An 18,963-nucleotide genomic window follows, 5' to 3' on the forward strand; every position below is an offset into this window, starting at 1 on the left:
CACTTGCCCTTGTCGGGCTGCAAGATCAAGAAAAATGCGCCCCGCGGCTGTGAAACTTACGTGAAATCCGCGCGTCAGGCGCCGAACACGGACCAGCCCGTGCGGCTTGCCAGCATCTCCAGCGCCCGCGAACCGAGAAGCGAGTTGCCGTTGTGATTGAGCCCCGGCGACCAGACAGCCACCGATGCCTTGCCCGGGGCGACACACAGAATGCCGCCGCCGACGCCGCTCTTGCCCGGAAGGCCGACGCGGTAGGCGAAATCGCCCGACCCGTCATAATGACCGCAGGTGAGCATGAGTGCATTGATACGCCGCGCCCGCTGGCTCGTCACCACCGAATGATGCGAAAGGGGATTGGTCCCGGACGCGGCGAGGAACAGTCCGGCCTTTGCGAGCTGGACGCAGGTCATGGACAGGGCACACTGGTGAAAATAGGTACCGAGCACAAGTTCAACAGGATGATCGAGCTTGCCGAAGGATCGCATGAAGTTTGCGAGCGCGAAATTTCGATAGCCGGTCGCGGCTTCCGACTTCGCAACCTCGTGGTCGATGACGATATCCTCATCATCGGCGAGATAGCGGATGAAGCGGACGATCTCGCCAATCGCTTCCCGCGGCGTATGGCCCGCCAGAACGAGATCGGTGATGGCGATTGCGCCGGCATTAATGAAGGGATTGCGCGGAACGCCGTGCTCGTGCTCGAGCTGCACGATCGAGTTGAAGGCCGAACCCGACGGTTCGCGCCCCACCCGCTTCCAGATGTTTTCGCCGTGCTTGCCGAGCGCCAGCGTCAGCGTGAAAACCTTTGAAATGCTCTGGATGGAAAATGGAACCTCGGCATCGCCAGCCTTGTAGACCTGACCGTCGACCCCGACGATCGCGATGCCGAAGCTTTGCGGATCGACGCGTGCCAGCTGCGGAATGTAGTCGGCCACCTTGCCTTCGCCGAGTCGCGGCGTCAGGTCGCGATGGATGTCGGCGACAATCGACTGCAGGTCCAGATTTTCAATGCCCGACATCAATCATTCTCCGGATCACGGCAGCGCCATAAAAAAAGCCACCCATCTCTGAGTGGCTTTTTACTGTTTCACAAGGCCATAAAGCCCAGAAATTATCGCGAATAGAATTCGACGACCAGGTTCGGTTCCATGATGACCGGGTAAGGAACGTCGGCCAGGCTCGGAACGCGGGCGAAGGTCGCAACCATCTTGTGATGATCGACTTCGACATAGTCAGGAACGTCGCGTTCAGCGAGCGAAATGGATTCGAGAACGATAACGAGCTGCTTGGACTTTTCGCGAACTTCGATCACGTCACCCGCCTTGCAGCGATACGAACCGATGTTGACGCGCACGCCGTTGACGGTGACGTGGCCGTGGTTGACGAACTGGCGCGCAGCAAACGGCGTCGGCACGAACTTGGCACGGTACACGATCGCGTCGAGGCGCGATTCGAGCAGGCCGATCAGGTTCTCCGAAGTGTCACCCTTGCGGCGGTTGGCCTCGTCATAGATGGCGCGGAACTGCTTCTCGCGGATATCGCCGTAATAGCCCTTCAGCTTCTGTTTGGCGCGCAGCTGCACGCCGAAGTCGGAAAGCTTGGACTTGCGGCGCTGGCCATGCTGGCCCGGGCCGTATTCGCGGCGGTTGACCGGGGACTTCGGACGGCCCCAGATATTTTCGCCCATACGACGGTCGATTTTGTACTTGGACGATTCGCGCTTGCTCATCGCATTTCCCTTCAAACAGTTACACCGGATTGTTGCCATTCCGGATCAAGGAAACACGCCCTCCTCTGAACCTCGTTTTGGAAGCTCTGACAGGTCTCTCACATTACGCTAACGGAGAAGCCACGGGACATGTCGGTTAAGGCGCCAGCGGAAAGCCGATACGCCATCAAAAACAACACCGGGCATTTCGGCCCGGCGTTGAGCGGGTCTTTAGGTAAGTTTCACAAAATTGTCAACGACCGGCAGATACTATCTCGTGAATCTGCGGTTATTCCGCAGCGCTGCGCGCCGCCGCCTCGTCATAGACGGCGTCGGCAGCACCCGGCGCAGTCTCGACCTGCAGGTCCGGAAAGGCGACAATCCGCTTGCCGGAAAGATCGCTGTGAACGACGATCAGGCCCTGTTCCTCGAAATAGCCGAGAAGGCGCCGGGCCCTTCGGGCCGAATGGGTGCCATAGGCGCGCGCAATCATGGCGTCGGACGGACAGGGCAGATTGCGCACGGCCGATTGCGCCACCAGAAGAAAAACACCGTGCAGATCGTCCGTGACATTGCGCGACAGGTTGAGGGCAGACGCCCAGATTTCGCTTGTGGCAGTGTCCGGATCGACGCCGGAACGGGCGACGGCCATCTTGCGGCGGAAGGCGGACAGCGAGAGCGGTGCACCCGGCACGCGCCGGATGCGGCAGCGAACCAGAAAGTCCTGGAACAATTCGGCATCGGCCCGGAACGCCGCATCGGGGTTTTCAAGGATTTCCGCAAGCAAGCCGTCCAGCAACGCCTCCCGGTCCGCAGCCGGCATTTCAGCTACCTGCGCCTTCGGAACGGCAAGTCCCGCAGGCTCCGGCCGCGGCCGCGACAGTTCTGCCAGAATGTCGGTCGCCGGGCGCGGCTGTGCGCTGGCGCGGCGGGTTATCGGCCGGCTCAGTTCGTCCGGGTCCGGCGTGAAAATCAGGTCCTCGACATCCGCCACCGCTTCCGGCAGCGGCGTCAGCTTCGGGCTGGTGGACCGCGCCGAGGTCTCCACGGACCCGATCGTCACTGGCAGCGGCCGGCGCGACAGGGCCGGGCCGAGCGCCACGAAGGAACCGCGCTTGAGGTCGCGGAACATTTCGGCCGTGCGCCGGTCCATGCCGAGCAGATCGGCGGCGCGGGCCATATCGATATCGAGAAAGGTGCGGCCCATCAGGAAGTTGGAGGCCTCGGCCGCCACGTTCTTGGCCAGCTTGGCCAGACGCTGCGTCGCGATCACCCCGGCAAGGCCGCGCTTGCGGCCGCGGCACATGAGGTTGGTCATCGCGCCGAGCGAGATTTTGCGCGCTTCCTCTGAAACATCGCCGGCAACCGACGGCGCAAACATCTGCGCTTCATCGACGACGACGAGGACCGGATACCAGTAATCCCGATCCGCATCGAACATGGCGTTCAGAAAAATCCCGGCGCTGCGCATCTGCTGCTCGATATCGAGACCTTCCAGCGACAATATGCAGGACACGCGATGCTGGCGAATGCGGGTGGCGATGCCGATCAGTTCCGCTTCCGTGCGTTCACCGTCGATCACCACATGGCCGAACTTGTCGGCGAGTGTCACGAAATCGCCTTCCGGATCGATGATGCACTGCTGCACCCAAGGCGCCGACTGCTCGAGAAGCCGGCGCAGCAGATGCGACTTGCCCGAGCCGGAATTGCCCTGCACGAGAAGACGCGTCGCCAGAAGCTCCTCGATATCGAGCGGAACGGACGCGCCGTTCGACGCCGTCCCCATATCGATGCCGACTTTCATATTGACCTCGTTCAAACTGCCATGCCGGATGCGCCGCCACGAACCCGCATAGGAAAAGCTCTATCATCGTTTGGTGTCGCTTGCGCGCTCGTGCAAGCAAAACCCACAGAATAGAACTTGGCCCTCCAATCCCTAAGCCTGCCAAATTCGGATCGTTAAAGCCACGGGCGCACCAGTCTAGCCGATTCGTCTAGCTGTGGAGCCTCAACAGGTTGTCCCGGTTGAGACCGAGGCGACCGATGGGTGTTTTTGAGTTTAGGCTGCCGTGGGGGCGATGCCAGTTGTACATGTGGGTCCAGTTTGGCAGATTCGATTTGCGGTGCTCTGACGATGGATATGCGCATGCATAGGCCCATTCCCGCAATGCCGTCTGAATGAAGCGCTCGGCCTTGCCGTTGGTCTTGGGTGTGTAGGGTTTGGTGCGGACGTGCTTGAGACCAAGCGCCTTGCAGGCTTTTGCGAAGTCCCTGGCCTTGTAGCAGGAGCCATTGTCGGTCATCCCGCGCGTGACTGTGATGCCGAGGCTGTTGTAATAGGCGACGGCGGCCGTGAGGAAGGCAACCGCGCTGGCAGCCTTTTCGTCCGGGAAGATGTCGGTAAAGGCGATGCGGGAGGCGTCATCGATGCAGACGTGGACGTATTCCCAGCCGACACCACGGGATCTGCTCTGGCCCGTCCTGTTGCCGGTGATGCGGTGACCAACCCGGTCGAAGCGGCCGAGGCGCTTGATATCGAGATGGATCAGGCCGCCTGGCTCGGCATATTCGTAACGCACGACCGGCTCGGCGGGGGCGAGGTCCTTCATCCGTGACAGGCCGACACGTTTGAGAACCCGGCTGACGGTGGCAGGCGAAACACCAGTCTCCATGGCAATGTGCTTGCCGGTCAGCCGCTGCCTGCGAAGATCGGCGATGCGCTCGACCAGAGCGCCGCCCGTCTGCCGGGGACTGCTTCTGGGCCGCGATGAACGGTCCGCCATGCCGTCGCGTCCCGCCGTTTTGAAGCGCGCGACCCAGCGCGACACGACCTTCGGCGAGACGCCATAGATGCGCGCAGCTTGTGCCGGGGACACCCGCCCGCTCGTTACCGCCAAAGCCATTTCTTCTCGACGCACAGGCGTCAGTCGGGCATTCTTATGAATGTTCATTCGGAGCGATCCTGGAAAACTGAGGTGTGGTAACTCCAGTCTCCTAAATCCGCTCCGAATGGACAACCTCCTGAAAGCTCACATCTAGCGGCCTTGGCCAAATCAAGTCCGACCGGCCAGCTAACCCACCGTCAACCCGAACCCCTGCATCAGCCGCCGCGTATTGAAGTCCGGATTTCCCGAGGTGAAGATCGCGGGATCCACCCCGTGTAGCGGCGCGAACCCCTCCGGCAGCGGCACCAGCCGCCGCGTTTGCCGAGCAATCGCTTCAGCTGGGTCGAGCCAGTCTACGGGCCAGGGCGCGAGACGGCGAAAGACATTCGCCATGAAAGGATAATGGGTGCAGGCGAGAACGACGATATCGGTCTTGGCGCCATTTTTCTCGACAAAGCACTGCTCGATTTCGGCGAGAACCGCCGCGTCCTCGACCGGTTCGCCGCGAATATAGGCCTCCGCCATCCGTGCCAGATTTTCCGATCCGACCAGCCGGACATGGCATTGCGAGGCAAACGACTGGATGAGATCCCGGGTATAGGCGCGCCGGACGGTGCCGGGTGTCGCCAGCACCGAAACGAGCCCCGAGCGGGTGCGCTCCGCCGCCGGCTTGATTGCAGGCACCGTGCCGACGAACCGCATCTTTGGAAAGGCCGCGCGCAGCTCTGCGCCGACAAGCGTGAAGGCCGTATTGCAGGCAATGACGCAGATCTCCGGATCATGATCCGACAAAAGCTTGCCGAAGAGGGCAATGACCCGCTCCGTCAGCGCGGTCTCCTCCCAGCCGCCATAGGGAAAGCCGGCATCGTCGGCGACATAGATGAAGTGCCTTTCGGGCATCAGCACCCGGGCCTCGCGCAAAACCGTCAGGCCGCCGATGCCGCTGTCGAAAATCAGGATGGGTTTCAGCTCAGCTCTCGTCACCGGCATCCTCGGCCTTCGTCGCGCGCGAATTTTCCGGCGCTCCGGCGCCGCGCGGCGCCTCGCGGGTGAAGCGGTCAAGCGACGAGACGACGCCGCGCACCAGCCGGATTTCGGATTCGGTGAAGGCCGGACGGGTCAGGACAGTGCGGAGATTTTCGATCAATTTCGGCTTTTTGGCGACGGGCCGAAAATATCCCCGCGCATCCAGCGCTTCCTCGACATGATCGAACAGACCTTGCAGATGCTCCTTGGTCGCCGGCGCCTGCTCCAGCGCCTGGAACGAGGTCTCTTCCGGCGAGGCCATGCTGGTTTTCAACCATTCGTAAGACATCAGAAGAACGGCCTGCGCCAGATTGAGCGAGGCAAAAGCGGGATTGACCGGGAATGTGACGATCTCGTCGGCTAGCGCAATCTCCTCGTTGGTCAGCCCGGTGCGCTCACGCCCGAACAGGATGCCGGTCGCCTGCCCGGCCGTGAATTTCGCACGCAGCGTTTCGGCAGCGATCTCCGGAGAGCGAACGGGCTTATATCCGTAACGGTCGCGCGCCGTGGTCGCATACACGAAATTGAGATCGGCGATCGCTTCTTCGGTCGTCTCGTAAAGCTTGGCATTCTCGATGACATGATCGGCGCGACTGGCGGCCGATTGCGCCTTCTCGTTCGGCCAGCCATCGCGCGGATTGACGAGGCGCAATTCCGCCAGGCCGAAATTGGCCATGGCGCGGGCCACCATGCCGATATTTTCCCCGAGTTGTGGATGCACGAGGATAACCGCCGGGCCCTCGGTCAACAATACCCGCTCGCTGTTCGTTCCTGCCATGCTACGCGCCTTTACCAAATCCGGCGCTTCCCTTGCACAATTTGGCGTGCTTTGAAAGCCGCAAGCGTCACTGCTGGGTGCTGGCGCCTTCACTGGCGATCGCCTGCATCTCGGATTTCAGCGATCCCGCATCGCCCGAGCGCACGATATCGTCGATGACAGCTGTTCCTGCCTGCTCTACCACAATGAAATGCAACTCCGAGGGCTTCCAGTCTGCAGCACGCTCGCCGAAGCAATGCGTGTTGTCGAAAGTCACTGTGACGTCGGAGCGCCCGTTGATCGCTGCACCGGGCGTGATCGCCAGATCCTTTAGGGAGCAACTGTCCTGACCGGAAACGATGACATCGTAATCGAAGGGAGAATCGCCCTCCTCATAGGCCGGGAACTTGGCGGCTGCGCGATAGGCCGTGGCAAAGTCGTTACTGTAGAGACGCGTAAGACGCGCCTCGGAAAAGTAATCCTCACCGGGTTGCGGGTCTTCCGACCAGCCGTTCACGGCAGCCTGCATGATCTCCCTAACAGGTGCGACAGCATCCGCCGCCTGCACCGAAACAGCTGTCAAGGTAAGAAGAAGCAGTCCGCAGACCACCGACTTTGCCATTCTCATAAGCCTGAAACCTCCAGTTTCTGTGCCGTTCTAGCATTTTTTTGATCCACGTTAAGAGCGCATGACGTCCACGACGTCTTTGGCATCCTCCGCTGTCCACCGCAGCAATTTCCGGCCGCGATGCCTTTGCCTGCTGCGAACCGGATGCTATAGGGGCGCAACCATTCCCTTTTCAACCATGCAGAGGTTTGCACATGACAAAGATCAAGGTCGCCAATCCGGTCGTCGAACTCGACGGCGATGAAATGACCCGTATCATCTGGCAGTTCATCAAGGACAAGCTGATCCATCCCTATCTGGATATCGACCTTGAGTATTACGACCTTGGCATGGAAAATCGCGATGCGACGAACGATCAGGTGACGATCGACAGCGCAAACGCCATCAAGAAGCACGGCGTCGGCGTGAAATGCGCCACCATCACCCCGGACGAGCAGCGCGTCGAGGAATTCGGCCTGAAGAAGATGTGGAAGTCGCCGAACGGCACGATCCGCAACATTCTCGGCGGCGTCATCTTCCGCGAACCGATCATCTGCAAGAACGTGCCGCGCCTCGTCCCCGGCTGGACCAAGCCAATCATCGTCGGCCGCCATGCCTTCGGCGACCAGTACCGCGCCACCGACTTCAAATTCCCCGGCAAGGGCAAGCTGACGATGAAATTCGTCGGCGATGACGGCACGGAAATCGAGCACGAAGTTTACGACGCGCCGGCAGCCGGCGTTGCCATGGGCATGTACAATCTGGACGAATCGATCACCGACTTCGCCCGCGCCTCGCTGAACTACGGCCTGCAGCGCGGCGTCCCTGTCTATCTATCGACCAAGAACACCATCCTCAAGGTCTATGACGGCCGCTTCAAGGATATCTTCCAGGCAGTCTTCGACGCCGAATTTGCGGATAAATTCAAGGAAGCCAAGATCTGGTACGAACACCGCCTGATCGACGACATGGTGGCCTCGGCGCTCAAGTGGTCCGGCGGCTATGTCTGGGCCTGCAAGAATTATGACGGCGACGTCCAGTCGGACATCGTCGCTCAAGGGTTCGGCTCGCTCGGCCTGATGACCTCGGTTCTGATGACGCCGGATGGCCAGACGGTCGAAGCCGAAGCAGCCCATGGCACGGTCACCCGCCACTATCGCCAGCACCAGAAGGGCGAGGAAACCTCGACCAACTCGATCGCCTCGATCTTTGCCTGGACCCGTGGCCTGGCCCATCGTGCCAAGCTCGACGACAATGCCGAACTGGCCCGTTTTGCTGACACGCTGGAAAAGGTCTGCGTCGATACGGTCGAAGACGGCTTCATGACCAAGGATCTGGCACTTCTCATCGGACCCGATCAGCCCTGGCTCTCCACCACAGGCTTCCTCGACAAGATCGACGAGAACCTGAAGAAGGCCATGGCTGCCTGAGCGGCCAGCGGGATCTGGAGAACCCGGCCTTGCGCCGGGTTTTTTCATGGCGGCAATGCGTTCGTTGCGCAAGCACCCATTGCCGATTTTGGAACGGACGATATCGGAGAGCCGATTGAGGTCGAACTCTTTATCCGGGTCATCGCGGATATAGGCCGACATGCGCCGCGGACGCTGCTCGTGAATTGCTCAAATGCTGTCTTGCTTCAGGGCGCTCTTGAGACAAGTCGAACGACACGACAGAAACACAGGCCGGCTTGCCAAATGCTGCGGAATTGGCTTCGCCTTCGAACACAAAGAAAACCGGACCTTTCGATCCGGTTTCGAACTGTTTGGTATCTGAGGTTTAAGCCGCCAGCGCCGCGCCGACAGCCTGGATCGCATCCTGGGCCTTGTCGCCGTCGGGGCCGCCGGCCTGCGCCATGTCGGCACGACCGCCGCCACCCTTGCCGCCCAGCGCGGTCGAGGCAAGCCTGACCAGATCGACCGCGCTGAAACGGCTCGTCAGATCGTCGGTCACGGCGACCACCGCGCTGGCCTTGCCGTCCTGCGAGACACCGACGAAGGCAACGATGCCGGAGCCGAGGCTCTTCTTGCCATCATCGGCAAGGCTCTTCAGGTCTTTCGGCTCGACGCCGGTGACGATCTTGCCGAGAAATTTCACGCCGCCAATGTCCTGCACCTGATCGGCCGATCCGCCCGCTTCGCCGCCACCGAGCGCCAGCTTTTTCCTGGCCTCGTTCAATTCGCGCTCCAGCTTGCGGCGCTCGTCCATCAGCGCTTCGACACGGCTCAAGACCTCGGTCGGCTGAACCTTCAGCGCGCCTGCCAGCGCCTTCACCCGCTCATCCTGCTCGTTGAGATAAGAAAGCGCTGAAGGCCCTGTCAGGGCCTCGACACGGCGCACCCCGGCGCCGACCGCGCTCTCGCCGACGATGCGCACAAGGCCGATCTCGCCGGTGGCGCCAACATGGGTGCCACCACACAGCTCGACCGAATAGGGCCGGTTGGCCTTCGATCCGTGAAGACCCTGCCCCATGGACACCACACGGACCTCGTCGCCATATTTTTCCCCGAACAGTGCCATGGCCCCCTCGGCGATCGCGTCATCGACGCTCATCAGCCGCGTGGTGACAGCGGAATTCTGCAGAATGATCTCATTGGCCATGTCTTCCACGACCTTCAGTTCCTCCGCCGACATCGGTTTCGGATGCGACACATCGAACCGCAGCCGTTCGGGCGCGACCAGCGAGCCCTTCTGGGCCACATGCGTGCCGAGCACTTCGCGCAACGCCTCATGCAGCAGATGCGTTGCGGAATGGTTAGCCCGCAATCGCGCCCGGCGACCGTGATTGACGGCAAGTGCCGCCGCATCGCCGATCTTGACCGTGCCTTCATCGACGGTGCAGATATGGACGAAAACTCCCTCGCCGCGCTTTTGCGTATCCGTAACGGTGAGCTTGGCGTGCTCCGTCGAAACAGACCCGGTATCGCCCATCTGACCACCCGATTCTCCGTAGAACGGCGTCTGGTTGAAGACAAGCTGCACGCTTTCACCGGCCGATGCCGCATCGACCGCCTTGCCATCACGCACAATCGCAAGAACGACGCCCTCGGCAGTTTCCGTGTCGTAGCCCAGGAATTCCGTGGCGCCGAGCTTTTCTCTTAGCTCGTACCAGATGGTCTCCGTCGCCTTGTCGCCGGAACCCGACCAGGACTTGCGTGCCTCGGCCTTCTGCTTGTCCATGGCCGCAGTGAAAGCGTCCGTATCGACCCCGATACCCCGCGCGCGCAACGCATCCTGGGTTAGGTCGAGCGGAAAACCGAATGTGTCGTAGAGCTTGAAGGCCGTTTCCCCATTGAGGCGGTCGCCTTCGGCAAGATCTGCGGTTGCCTCGGAAAGGAGACCCAAACCGCGCTCCAGCGTCTTGCGGAAGCGGGTTTCCTCCAGCTTCAGCGTCTCTGAAATCAGCGATTCCGCGCGCATCAGCTCCGGATAGGCGCGCCCCATTTGCCCGACGAGCGCCGGCAGGAGCTTCCACATCAAAGGCTCCCGGGCACCGAGCAGTTCGGCATGACGCATGGCGCGGCGCATGATGCGGCGCAGCACATAGCCGCGGCCCTCATTGGACGGCAAGACGCCATCGGCGATCAGGAAGGCGGACGAACGCAGGTGATCGGCGATAACCCGGTGGCTGGCCCGCCTGTCGCCCTCGGCCTTGACACCGGTCGCCTCTTCCGAAGCGGCAATCAGCGCCCGGAAAAGATCGATATCGTAATTGTCATGCTTGCCCTGCAAGAGAGCCGCAACCCGCTCGAGCCCCATGCCGGTATCGATCGAAGGACGCGGTAGATCAATGCGTTCCTCCTTGGTCACCTGTTCATATTGCATGAAAACGAGGTTCCAGATCTCGATAAACCGGTCGCCGTCCTCGTCCTTGGAGCCCGGAGGGCCGCCCCAGATGTGATCGCCATGGTCGTAGAAAATTTCCGAACAGGGGCCGCAAGGTCCGGTGTCGCCCATCGCCCAGAAATTGTCGCTCGTCGGGATACGAATGATCCGGTCGTCGCTGAAGCCAGCGATTTTCTTCCAAAGGTCGAAGGCTTCGTCATCGGTGTGATAGACTGTCACCAGCAGCCGCTTCGCATCTATGCCGAATTCCTTGGTGATCAGGTTCCAGGCAAGCTCGATGGCGCGCTCCTTGAAGTAGTCGCCAAAGGAGAAATTGCCGAGCATTTCAAAGAAGGTATGATGGCGCGCCGTGTAGCCCACATTGTCGAGGTCGTTGTGCTTGCCGCCGGCCCGCACGCATTTCTGCGCAGTCGTCGCCGTCGAATAGGGGCGATGTTCCAGCCCGGTGAAGACGTTCTTGAACTGCACCATGCCGGCATTGGTAAACATCAGGGTCGGATCGTTGCGCGGGACCAGCGGGCTCGACTGCACGACCTCATGGCCGTTCCTGTTGAAATAGTCGAGGAACGTCAACCGGATCTCATTCACGCCACTCATATTGCGCCCTTACCTCTGCATCGCCCGCGCTCGAGCCGCGAACCGGAATTCTTCTTGAAAACAGCGGACCGGAAAAGCTCAGCCGATCCCCTCCCCACCATATGGAACACAGGCTTTTATCGCCCGGGCCAACCCCTGTCCAGACGGCAAAACAAAACCGGCCGCTCCTTAAAAAGAGCGGCCGGCACGGTCAAAGCGTGAATCATGCGATCCTATGCCAGAGCGGCATCGTCATCGCCATCATCCGCTTCGGGGCCGCCGTTTTCCAGGAATTTTTCGGCGATCAGGCCGGCATTCTGACGCAGCGAGAGTTCGATCTCTCGCGCCGTATCCGGGTTGTCGCGCAGGAACGACTTGGCATTCTCGCGACCCTGGCCGAGGCGCTGGCTGTTATAGGAGAACCAGGCACCCGATTTTTCAACAATACCGGCCTTGACGCCGAGATCGACGAGTTCCCCGGTCTTGGAAACGCCTTCGCCATACATAATGTCGAATTCGACCTGCTTGAACGGTGGCGCCATCTTGTTCTTGACCACCTTCACACGTGTCTGGTTGCCGATAACCTCCTCACGCTCCTTGACGGCGCCGATTCGGCGAATGTCGAGACGGACGGATGCGTAGAACTTCAGAGCATTGCCGCCGGTGGTGGTTTCCGGCGAACCAAACATGACGCCGATCTTCATGCGGATCTGGTTGATGAAGATGACCATGCAGTTCGACTTGGAGATCGAGGCCGTCAACTTTCGAAGTGCCTGGCTCATCAGCCGAGCCTGGAGGCCGGGGAGGCTGTCTCCCATCTCGCCTTCGATTTCGGCGCGCGGCACGAGTGCCGCAACCGAGTCGATAACGAGAACGTCGATCGCACCGGAGCGCACCAGCGTATCCGTGATTTCCAGCGCCTGCTCACCGGTGTCTGGCTGCGAAATCAAAAGATTTTCCAGATCGACGCCAAGTTTCCGGGCATAAATAGGATCGAGTGCATGCTCCGCATCGACGAAGGCGCAGATGCCGCCCTTCTTCTGTGCTTCTGCAATGGTCTGCAGGGCCAGAGTCGTCTTGCCCGAGCTTTCCGGACCGTAGATCTCGACAACGCGCCCCTTGGGCAGCCCGCCAATGCCAAGCGCGATATCGAGACTCAACGAACCTGTCGATACTGTTTCGATCTCGATAATGCTGTCTTTTCCACCGAGCTTCATGATCGATCCCTTGCCGAACGACCGTTCGATCTGGGACAGTGCCGCGTCCAGTGCCTTGCTTTTGTCCACCGATTTGTCCTCTACAAGCCGCAAAGAGTTTTGTGCCATGTGTCCCACCTTTAGGTTATGGAGGCTGCCGAGGCAATGAAACCGCCGATGAAAGCTGTGTACTCTTTTTGTTCTCATTTTGCAAGAGGCATCGATATCTTTGATTTATTTTTGTAAAGTGAAGCATGTTCCTTTCTTGTTCCTGTCCAGGCCGTCTAGCGGGTCAGGGCTCTGTATTCCGCCGTTCGAGGGCCTCTGTGACTGCGAATCGCACGGTTCCGGCAAGGTCGGACGATCATGACGCGCGCCAGAATCTCGGTTTTCGGCGGCGCGCATATCGACCGGCGCGGGCGGATCGCTGGCGAAACGGTGCCAGGCGCGAGCAATCCGGGTTCCTGGTTCGAGGAGGCTGGCGGCGGCGGCTTCAATGCGGCGCGCAATCTTGCACGGCTTGGTCTTGCCGTTACGATGGTCAGCCCGCGCGGCGGCGATGCGGTCGGGGAAGCGGTGGCAGATGCCGCGCGCGAGGCGGGTGTGATCGACCGCCCCTTCGTGTTCCTCGACCGCAAGACACCAAGCTATACGGCGATCCTCGAAAACGACGGAAATCTGGTCATCGCGCTGGCGGATATGGACCTCTACCGCCTGTTTTCGCCTCGCCGCCTGCGGCAGCGCCAGACCCGCGATCTCATTGCATCGAGCGATCTCGTGGTCATGGACGCCAATCTGCCGGCCGAGACATTGGCTGCTCTTGCCGGCTCGTGCCGGCGTCAGGGCCTATCATGCGCGGCCATTGCAATTTCTCCGGCAAAAGCCGTTCGATTGGCGGGCTCTCTTGCCGCACTCGACTTCGTGTTCATGAACGAGGCGGAAGCCCGCGCACTGGCGGGGCGCGACGTGGCCGAAGCCGCCGAATGGCCGAGCCTGTTGCGTGCGGCCGGTCTTTCGGGCGGTGTGGTCACGCGCGGCAGCAGGCCGGCCATCGCCTTTCGTGACGGGCAGGCGCTCACGGTAACGCCGCCGGCCCTGAAGGCGCTCGGCGATGTCACGGGTGCCGGCGACGCAGTTTGCGCAGGCTTTCTTCTTGCCTTTGCCGATGGCGCACCCCTCGATCTTTGTCTGCGATCCGGCGTGGCTGCGGCGGGGCTGACGGTGCGTTCGCCCTTGGCCGTGTCCGAAAAAATGTCGCTCTCGGCGCTTGAAGAGGCAATTGCGCTTGTGCCGCCCGCCGAAATCCTGTCATGAACGCGCGCTTGAACGTCAAGGTTCGCCTGCCCGAGAAGGACTGAAAGATGACCCGCCCGATCTCCCCGCTCCTGCCGATCGAATATTCCAGCGAAGTTGCCGCCGCCAAGGCGCGGGGCGCCGCAATCGTTGCACTGGAATCGACGATCATCACCCATGGCATGCCCTTTCCCGGCAATCTCGACATGGCCCGCAGCGTCGAAGCGATCATTCGCGAGGAAGGTGCCGTGCCGGCAACGATCGCGGTCATCGACGGCGTCCTGCATATCGGGCTTGAGGATGCACAACTGGAAGCCCTGGCGCAGATTCAGGGCGCAATGAAACTGTCACGCGCCGATCTCGCCTTCGCAATCGCCGAACGGCGCACCGGCGCGACCACGGTCGCGGCCACGATGATCGCGGCGGCCCGCGCCGGCATCTTCGTCTTTGCGACCGGCGGCATCGGCGGCGTCCACCGCAAGGCTGAAGAGAGTTTCGACATTTCGGCCGATCTGGAAGAGCTTGCCAGAACCGGCGTCATCGTCGTCTGCGCCGGCGCAAAGGCAATTCTCGATATCCCCAAGACCCTCGAAGTGCTGGAAACACGCGGTGTTCCGGTCATCACCTATGACAGCGATATCTTTCCGGCCTTCTGGTCGCGCGACAGCGGCCTGAAGAGCCCCCTGATGCTCAACAGCCCCGCGGCGATCGCCAATTTTCAAAGGACACGCGATCTCCTTGGCCTCGCCGGTGGCATGCTGGTCGCAAATCCCGTTCCGGAGGAATACGAGATTCCGCGCGACGAGATGGAAATCTACATTACCCGCGCGCTCGACAATGCCGCGCGGGACGAAATCGCCGGCAAGGCTGTCACGCCCTACCTGCTCGACAGTATTTTCGGCCTGACGGACGGCAGGAGCCTCGAGACCAATATTGCTCTGGTGGAAAACAATGCCCGCCTTGCGGCCGAGATTGCCGTGGCTCTGTTGTAAGGCTTGAAGCGCGAACCGACTTGGAAGGCTGGCCGATCTGCCAGCCTTTTCGCATTTTTATCGACCGTCAGCTATCGAGCATTTCGCGAACAGCGACCGCCAACTGCTTGAGAGAAAATGGTTTTGGCAGAAATCCAAATTTCGCATCGGCCGGAAGATTCTTTGCGAATGCATCCTCGGCATAGCCGGAAACGAAAATGAATTTCAGATCCGGATAGGTCTTGCGGATCTCGCGTAGCAGTGTCGGTCCATCCATTTCCGGCATGACCACGTCGGAAACGACGATATCCACCGCACCGTCAAGTTCCGCCATGATCTCGAGCGCCTCGACGCCAGACCCTGCTTCGTGGACGGTATAACCGCGTGTCTCCAGCATGCGCTTGCCGCCGCGCCGCACCGCCTCCTCGTCTTCGACGAGCAGCACGACGGCTGAATTTCCGGTCAGGTCGGTCGGCTCCTCCGTTCTCGACTGGGGCTTCGTGCCGAGCAGGCTTGCGGGCGGCGTTTCCGGCTCTTCGCCCGGAACCGGCGCCTCCTCGACATACCGGGGCAACAAGATGCGGAAGGTTGTTCCCTTGCCCACCTCGGATTCCGGATAGATATAGCCGCCGGACTGCTTGACGATGCCGTAGACCATCGACAGGCCGAGGCCGGTCCCCTTGCCGACTTCCTTCGTGGTGAAGAATGGTTCGAAAATCTTGTCGAGGATTTCGGGCGGAATCCCGGTGCCCTGGTCGGAAACCTCGACCATGACATAATCCTCCTCCGGGAGGTCACGCCGGTTGATGGCCGCGACATCCGCAGCCGGCAGATTGCGAGTCCGCAGCGTGATCACGCCGCCATTTGGCATGGCGTCGCGCGCATTGACCGCAAGGTTGAGGATGACCTGCTCGAACTGGCCAAGATCGGTGCGCACCGGCCAGAGATCACGGCCATAGTCGATGTCCAGCTTCACGTTGGTGCCCGTCATGCGGTCGACCAGCATGCGAAGGTCGCCGACCACATCCGTCATATTGAGAACGGTAGGCCGCATGGTCTGCTTGCGCGAGAAGGCGAGCAACTGCCGCACCAGCACCGCCGCGCGGTTGGCGTTGCGCTTGATTTCCATCAGATCGGCGAAACTCGCATCGGACGGACGGGCCGACAGCAGAAGATGATCCGATGACAAAAGGATTGCTGTCAGCACATTGTTGAAGTCATGGGCGATGCCGCCGGCCAGCGTTCCGACAGCGTTCATCTTCTGCGTCTGCGCCATCTGGGTTTCGAGCGCCTTCTGCTGGGTCACCTCCACCGCATAGACGATCGCGGCCTCTTCCGGCGCCTGATCGCTCTGGTCGATGACCGCGTTGACGTAGAAGCGGAAATGCCGGTTCTCGTCGGTCGGGTGCAGCGAATCGATCGGTGGGATGTCGCCTTGCCGGTCCTTTGCCGCATCCAGCGCCTCGCGAAGATGCGGCCGCTCCGCATCATGCACCACGGCTTCCAGCAGCGCGCCCTGCTCCATGTCGTCCTGCGAGACGACGCCGGAGAAGAGTTTTAGGAAAGGCGCATTGGTCCGCAGGATCCGCCCGTCACCATCGACGGATGCGATCGCCATGGGCGTATTGTTGAAAAAGCGCGTGAAGCGCATGGCGGCGATCGATGCAGACTGGTCGCTCTCGTCGTCGTTGGAGCGAGCAAGCACGATCGTCCGGCTTTCGCCCGGAGCGCCATCACGCGCCGAGGACACTCGGTGCACCATGCGCACCGCAAAGCTCTGGCCGTTGGCCTTGCGCAGATCGAGATCGAGTGTCTTGGTTTTTTTCAGACCTGGCTCTGCCTGCACCGATTGCACCAGCGCCAGCCCCTCGCCTGCGACGAGATCCGCGATGTTCATCGAGCCCGGCTGGAACTTTGTGAGGTCCAGACCAAGCCAATCGGCAAGCGTCGCGTTGACGTAGAAGATCTCACCTTTCCGACCGGCGGAAAAGAACCCGGCAGGCGCATGATCGAGATAATCGATGGCGTTCTGCAACTCCTTAAAAAAACGCTCCTGATCGTCGCGCTCGGAGGTGATATCGGAAATCTGCCAAAGATAGAGGGGATTTCGGTCGCCGTCCTCGAGCGGCAGCACCCGCGCCTTCAACCGGAACCAGTGCGCACCGGAGCCGGCGGTGCCGCCTGCGGGGCTGAGCGGCTTCAGCAGTCTGAACTCCTCGTGCCCGGCCTTGCCTTCATGCAGCCCGTTTGTCAGCCGGTAAATCGCCTCGGTCGCTTCGCGATTGCGCGAAAGAATGGTTTCAAGCGATTGAATCTCCGTCGCCTTTTTCGCGCCGGTCAACCCGCCATAGGCCGCGTTGGCGTAGATGATTCGCCCCTTGCGGTCGGTGATCAGCGTTCCGTCCTGATGTCCGTCAAGAAAAGCGCGGGCAAGATCGTCCGGTCGCGATTGCGGCATGACCTCGATGAAACCGATGACCGAGGATACGAGAAAGAAAATGCCGACCATGGCCAGAACGCCGAGAATGCCCAGCACGATCTCGTTTTCAAGCTGACTCTTGAACACCACGAAGGCAGCGGCGGAAGCTGTCAGCACAATAGCAAGCAAAATTATCCGCAGCACGGTGCCAGGCCGCGCCCCGCGGTCAACGATTGGCATGTGATAATCACCCGCCTGTCGCAATTTCGTCATATGCCCTCGCGTGCGTCTGGTGCCGGGCTTATCCGGAATGGATAGCTCGGCGCATTGGAGAAGCCGCCCGATCCCGCCGCTTCGCTACAAGGCGATGGCACGGATGGTCGAACCGCGCGGATCCGCGAACACCAAACAAGAATCATCTGTAACAGTAGCGGCCAAGTGCAGAAAGCACCTGCATGAAATGCTTTGCCGTCAATTCACAGGGAATGTCGGCCATACCCTCGCCAAAGCCGCCGTCCGCTCTAAATCAGGCTCAATCTAAGATGGACAATGGAACAGCAAGACTTGTGCCGCTGGTCGAAAAGCCGTCAAATGGTGCCGGATTGATATCTGAAGGATTACCCCCATGTTCGAAGAGATGGTCGGCAGCAATGGCACCCGGTTCGTGATCGCGGCCGGAGCCGTGGCAATCGGGCTTTTGTGCCTTGTGGGGGTTCTCTGGTTCCTGCGCAACCGCCCGTCGTCGCCCTTCATTCGCGGCGGCAAAAACCGGCAGCCGCGACTTGCCGTGCTCGACGCCGCGGCGGTCGATACCCGGCGCCGTCTGGTTCTCGTCCGCCGCGACGATGTCGAGCATCTCATCCTGATCGGCGGACCGACGGATGTCGTGATCGAAAGTCGGATCGCCCGGGACGAGATCGCCCAGTCCACCGATTCCGCTCCACAAGTTGCGGCAGTGGCCGTGCCACAAACCTCGGTTCGCCAAAGTGCCGAGCGGCGTCTTGCGCCGCAACCTGAAACGCGGACGGAACCGCAGGCAGCCGCCGTGTCCGCCATGGGACAGGTTCTTTACGGCGATGATACCCGCCCGGCGGTGCAACCGGTACAGAGAAGCGCACAGCCCGCACAGGCCCGTCCAGCATCGCAGACGACAGCGATTCCAGCCCGCAGGCCTGTCGAAGGGGTGGCAAGCCAACAAGCGCGCGCAGGCGCCGCGACACCCGTTACTCCGGCGGTCAGCGTGGCGAGCGCGAAGTCGCCCGAGGATATTCTGGACGCCGCCCGCGGCCGCGTGCTTGCTGCCAGCCCCTCCCAGGCCCAGCGCCCAACGCCCGAGATTGAAAAGGCGGCCGCCATTCTTCCGGCCAACACCGTTGCTCCCCGGTCGTCCGGCGTGGCGCCGTCCGCTCAGAAAGACCCGTCAACAGCGGAGTTCGAGCGCATCCTGGATGCGCAGATCACGGGGGATCTCGGCAAACTGACGGCAGACGACATTCGTGCCGCTCCACAGCCACGTACAGCAACTCCCGTGCAGGGCGCGCGGCAAGAGCCGCGGCTTGAGGCGCCCGTTGCCGTGGCAGGCGGGCGAACCGAGCCGTCACTCGAAGAAGAAATGAACAGGATGCTGAATGAAATTGCCGTCACGCGGAAGGACTGACGGCACCAAGCCGAACCGGCGTCTT

14 protein-coding genes are annotated in these 18,963 nt (G+C 61.1%); 4 read left to right on the forward strand and 10 right to left on the reverse strand.

The genetic code is table 11. From position 1 onward, the window contains the following. Nucleotides 1-74: 74 nt before the first annotated feature. The 7 genes from PY308_RS12230 to PY308_RS12260 form a co-directional block, all read right to left on the reverse strand. Complete coding sequence (locus tag PY308_RS12230) at nt 75-1,019, reverse strand: glutaminase (RefSeq protein ID WP_275782833.1); 945 nt, start codon at nt 1,017-1,019, stop codon at nt 75-77. 92 nt (nt 1,020-1,111) lie between these two features. Next, a complete protein-coding gene (rpsD, locus tag PY308_RS12235; RefSeq protein ID WP_275782834.1) occupies nt 1,112-1,729 on the reverse strand; it encodes a 30S ribosomal protein S4 in 618 nt (205 codons plus the stop codon). 268 nt (nt 1,730-1,997) lie between these two features. Further along, complete coding sequence (locus PY308_RS12240) at nt 1,998-3,512, reverse strand: helicase HerA domain-containing protein (protein WP_275782836.1); 1,515 nt, start codon at nt 3,510-3,512, stop codon at nt 1,998-2,000. Between the two features lie 190 nt (nt 3,513-3,702). Further along, nucleotides 3,703-4,659, reverse strand: a complete 957-nt coding sequence (locus PY308_RS12245) for an IS481 family transposase (RefSeq protein WP_275782838.1) — start codon at nt 4,657-4,659, stop codon at nt 3,703-3,705. Between the two features lie 120 nt (nt 4,660-4,779). Beyond that, nucleotides 4,780-5,577: a glutamate racemase gene (gene murI / locus PY308_RS12250; protein ID WP_275782841.1), complete on the reverse strand. Its 798-nt coding sequence runs from the start codon at nt 5,575-5,577 to the stop codon at nt 4,780-4,782. Next, nucleotides 5,564-6,397 (reverse strand): RNA methyltransferase, encoded by an 834-nt coding sequence (locus PY308_RS12255; RefSeq protein ID WP_275782844.1) that lies wholly within the window; start codon nt 6,395-6,397, stop codon nt 5,564-5,566. The genes murI and PY308_RS12255 overlap by 14 nt, the downstream gene beginning before the upstream one ends. A 67-nt stretch (nt 6,398-6,464) precedes the next feature. Then, nucleotides 6,465-6,998, reverse strand: coding sequence for a hypothetical protein (locus PY308_RS12260; protein WP_275782847.1), 534 nt, complete (start codon nt 6,996-6,998; stop codon nt 6,465-6,467). A 200-nt stretch (nt 6,999-7,198) separates the two neighbouring features. Between PY308_RS12260 and PY308_RS12265 the strand changes: the two genes are divergently transcribed. Further along, entirely contained in the window at nt 7,199-8,413 is a 1,215-nt protein-coding gene (locus PY308_RS12265) for an NADP-dependent isocitrate dehydrogenase (RefSeq protein ID WP_275782849.1), read from the forward strand. 346 nt (nt 8,414-8,759) lie between these two features. On the opposite strand, the gene alaS is transcribed toward PY308_RS12265, so the two are convergent. Together alaS and recA are read right to left on the reverse strand one after the other, a co-directional pair. Further along, nucleotides 8,760-11,423, reverse strand: a complete 2,664-nt coding sequence (gene alaS, locus PY308_RS12270) for an alanine--tRNA ligase (protein WP_275782851.1) — start codon at nt 11,421-11,423, stop codon at nt 8,760-8,762. Nucleotides 11,424-11,635: 212 nt separating this feature from the next. Continuing rightward, nucleotides 11,636-12,727, reverse strand: coding sequence for a recombinase RecA (gene recA / locus PY308_RS12275; RefSeq protein ID WP_275782853.1), 1,092 nt, complete (start codon nt 12,725-12,727; stop codon nt 11,636-11,638). Between the two features lie 237 nt (nt 12,728-12,964). Between recA and PY308_RS12280 the strand changes: the two genes are divergently transcribed. After that, a complete protein-coding gene (locus PY308_RS12280) occupies nt 12,965-13,912 on the forward strand; it encodes a carbohydrate kinase family protein (RefSeq protein ID WP_275782855.1) in 948 nt (315 codons plus the stop codon). 47 nt (nt 13,913-13,959) lie between these two features. Next, nucleotides 13,960-14,883 carry a pseudouridine-5'-phosphate glycosidase gene (locus tag PY308_RS12285; protein ID WP_275782857.1) on the forward strand — a complete coding sequence of 308 codons (924 nt, stop codon included), beginning with the start codon at nt 13,960-13,962 and terminating at the stop codon, nt 14,881-14,883. Nucleotides 14,884-14,950: 67 nt separating this feature from the next. Here PY308_RS12285 and cckA read toward each other — a convergent pair whose 3' ends face one another. Continuing rightward, entirely contained in the window at nt 14,951-17,554 is a 2,604-nt protein-coding gene (gene cckA, locus PY308_RS12290) for a cell cycle histidine kinase CckA (protein WP_275782859.1), read from the reverse strand. 352 nt (nt 17,555-17,906) lie between these two features. On the opposite strand from cckA, the gene PY308_RS12295 reads away from it, so the two are divergent. Beyond that, nucleotides 17,907-18,938, forward strand: coding sequence for a flagellar biosynthetic protein FliO (locus PY308_RS12295; protein ID WP_275782861.1), 1,032 nt, complete (start codon nt 17,907-17,909; stop codon nt 18,936-18,938). Nucleotides 18,939-18,963 lie beyond the last annotated feature (25 nt).

The organism is Pararhizobium gei, assembly GCF_029223885.1.
Taxonomy (GTDB): domain Bacteria; phylum Pseudomonadota; class Alphaproteobacteria; order Rhizobiales; family Rhizobiaceae; genus Pararhizobium; species Pararhizobium gei.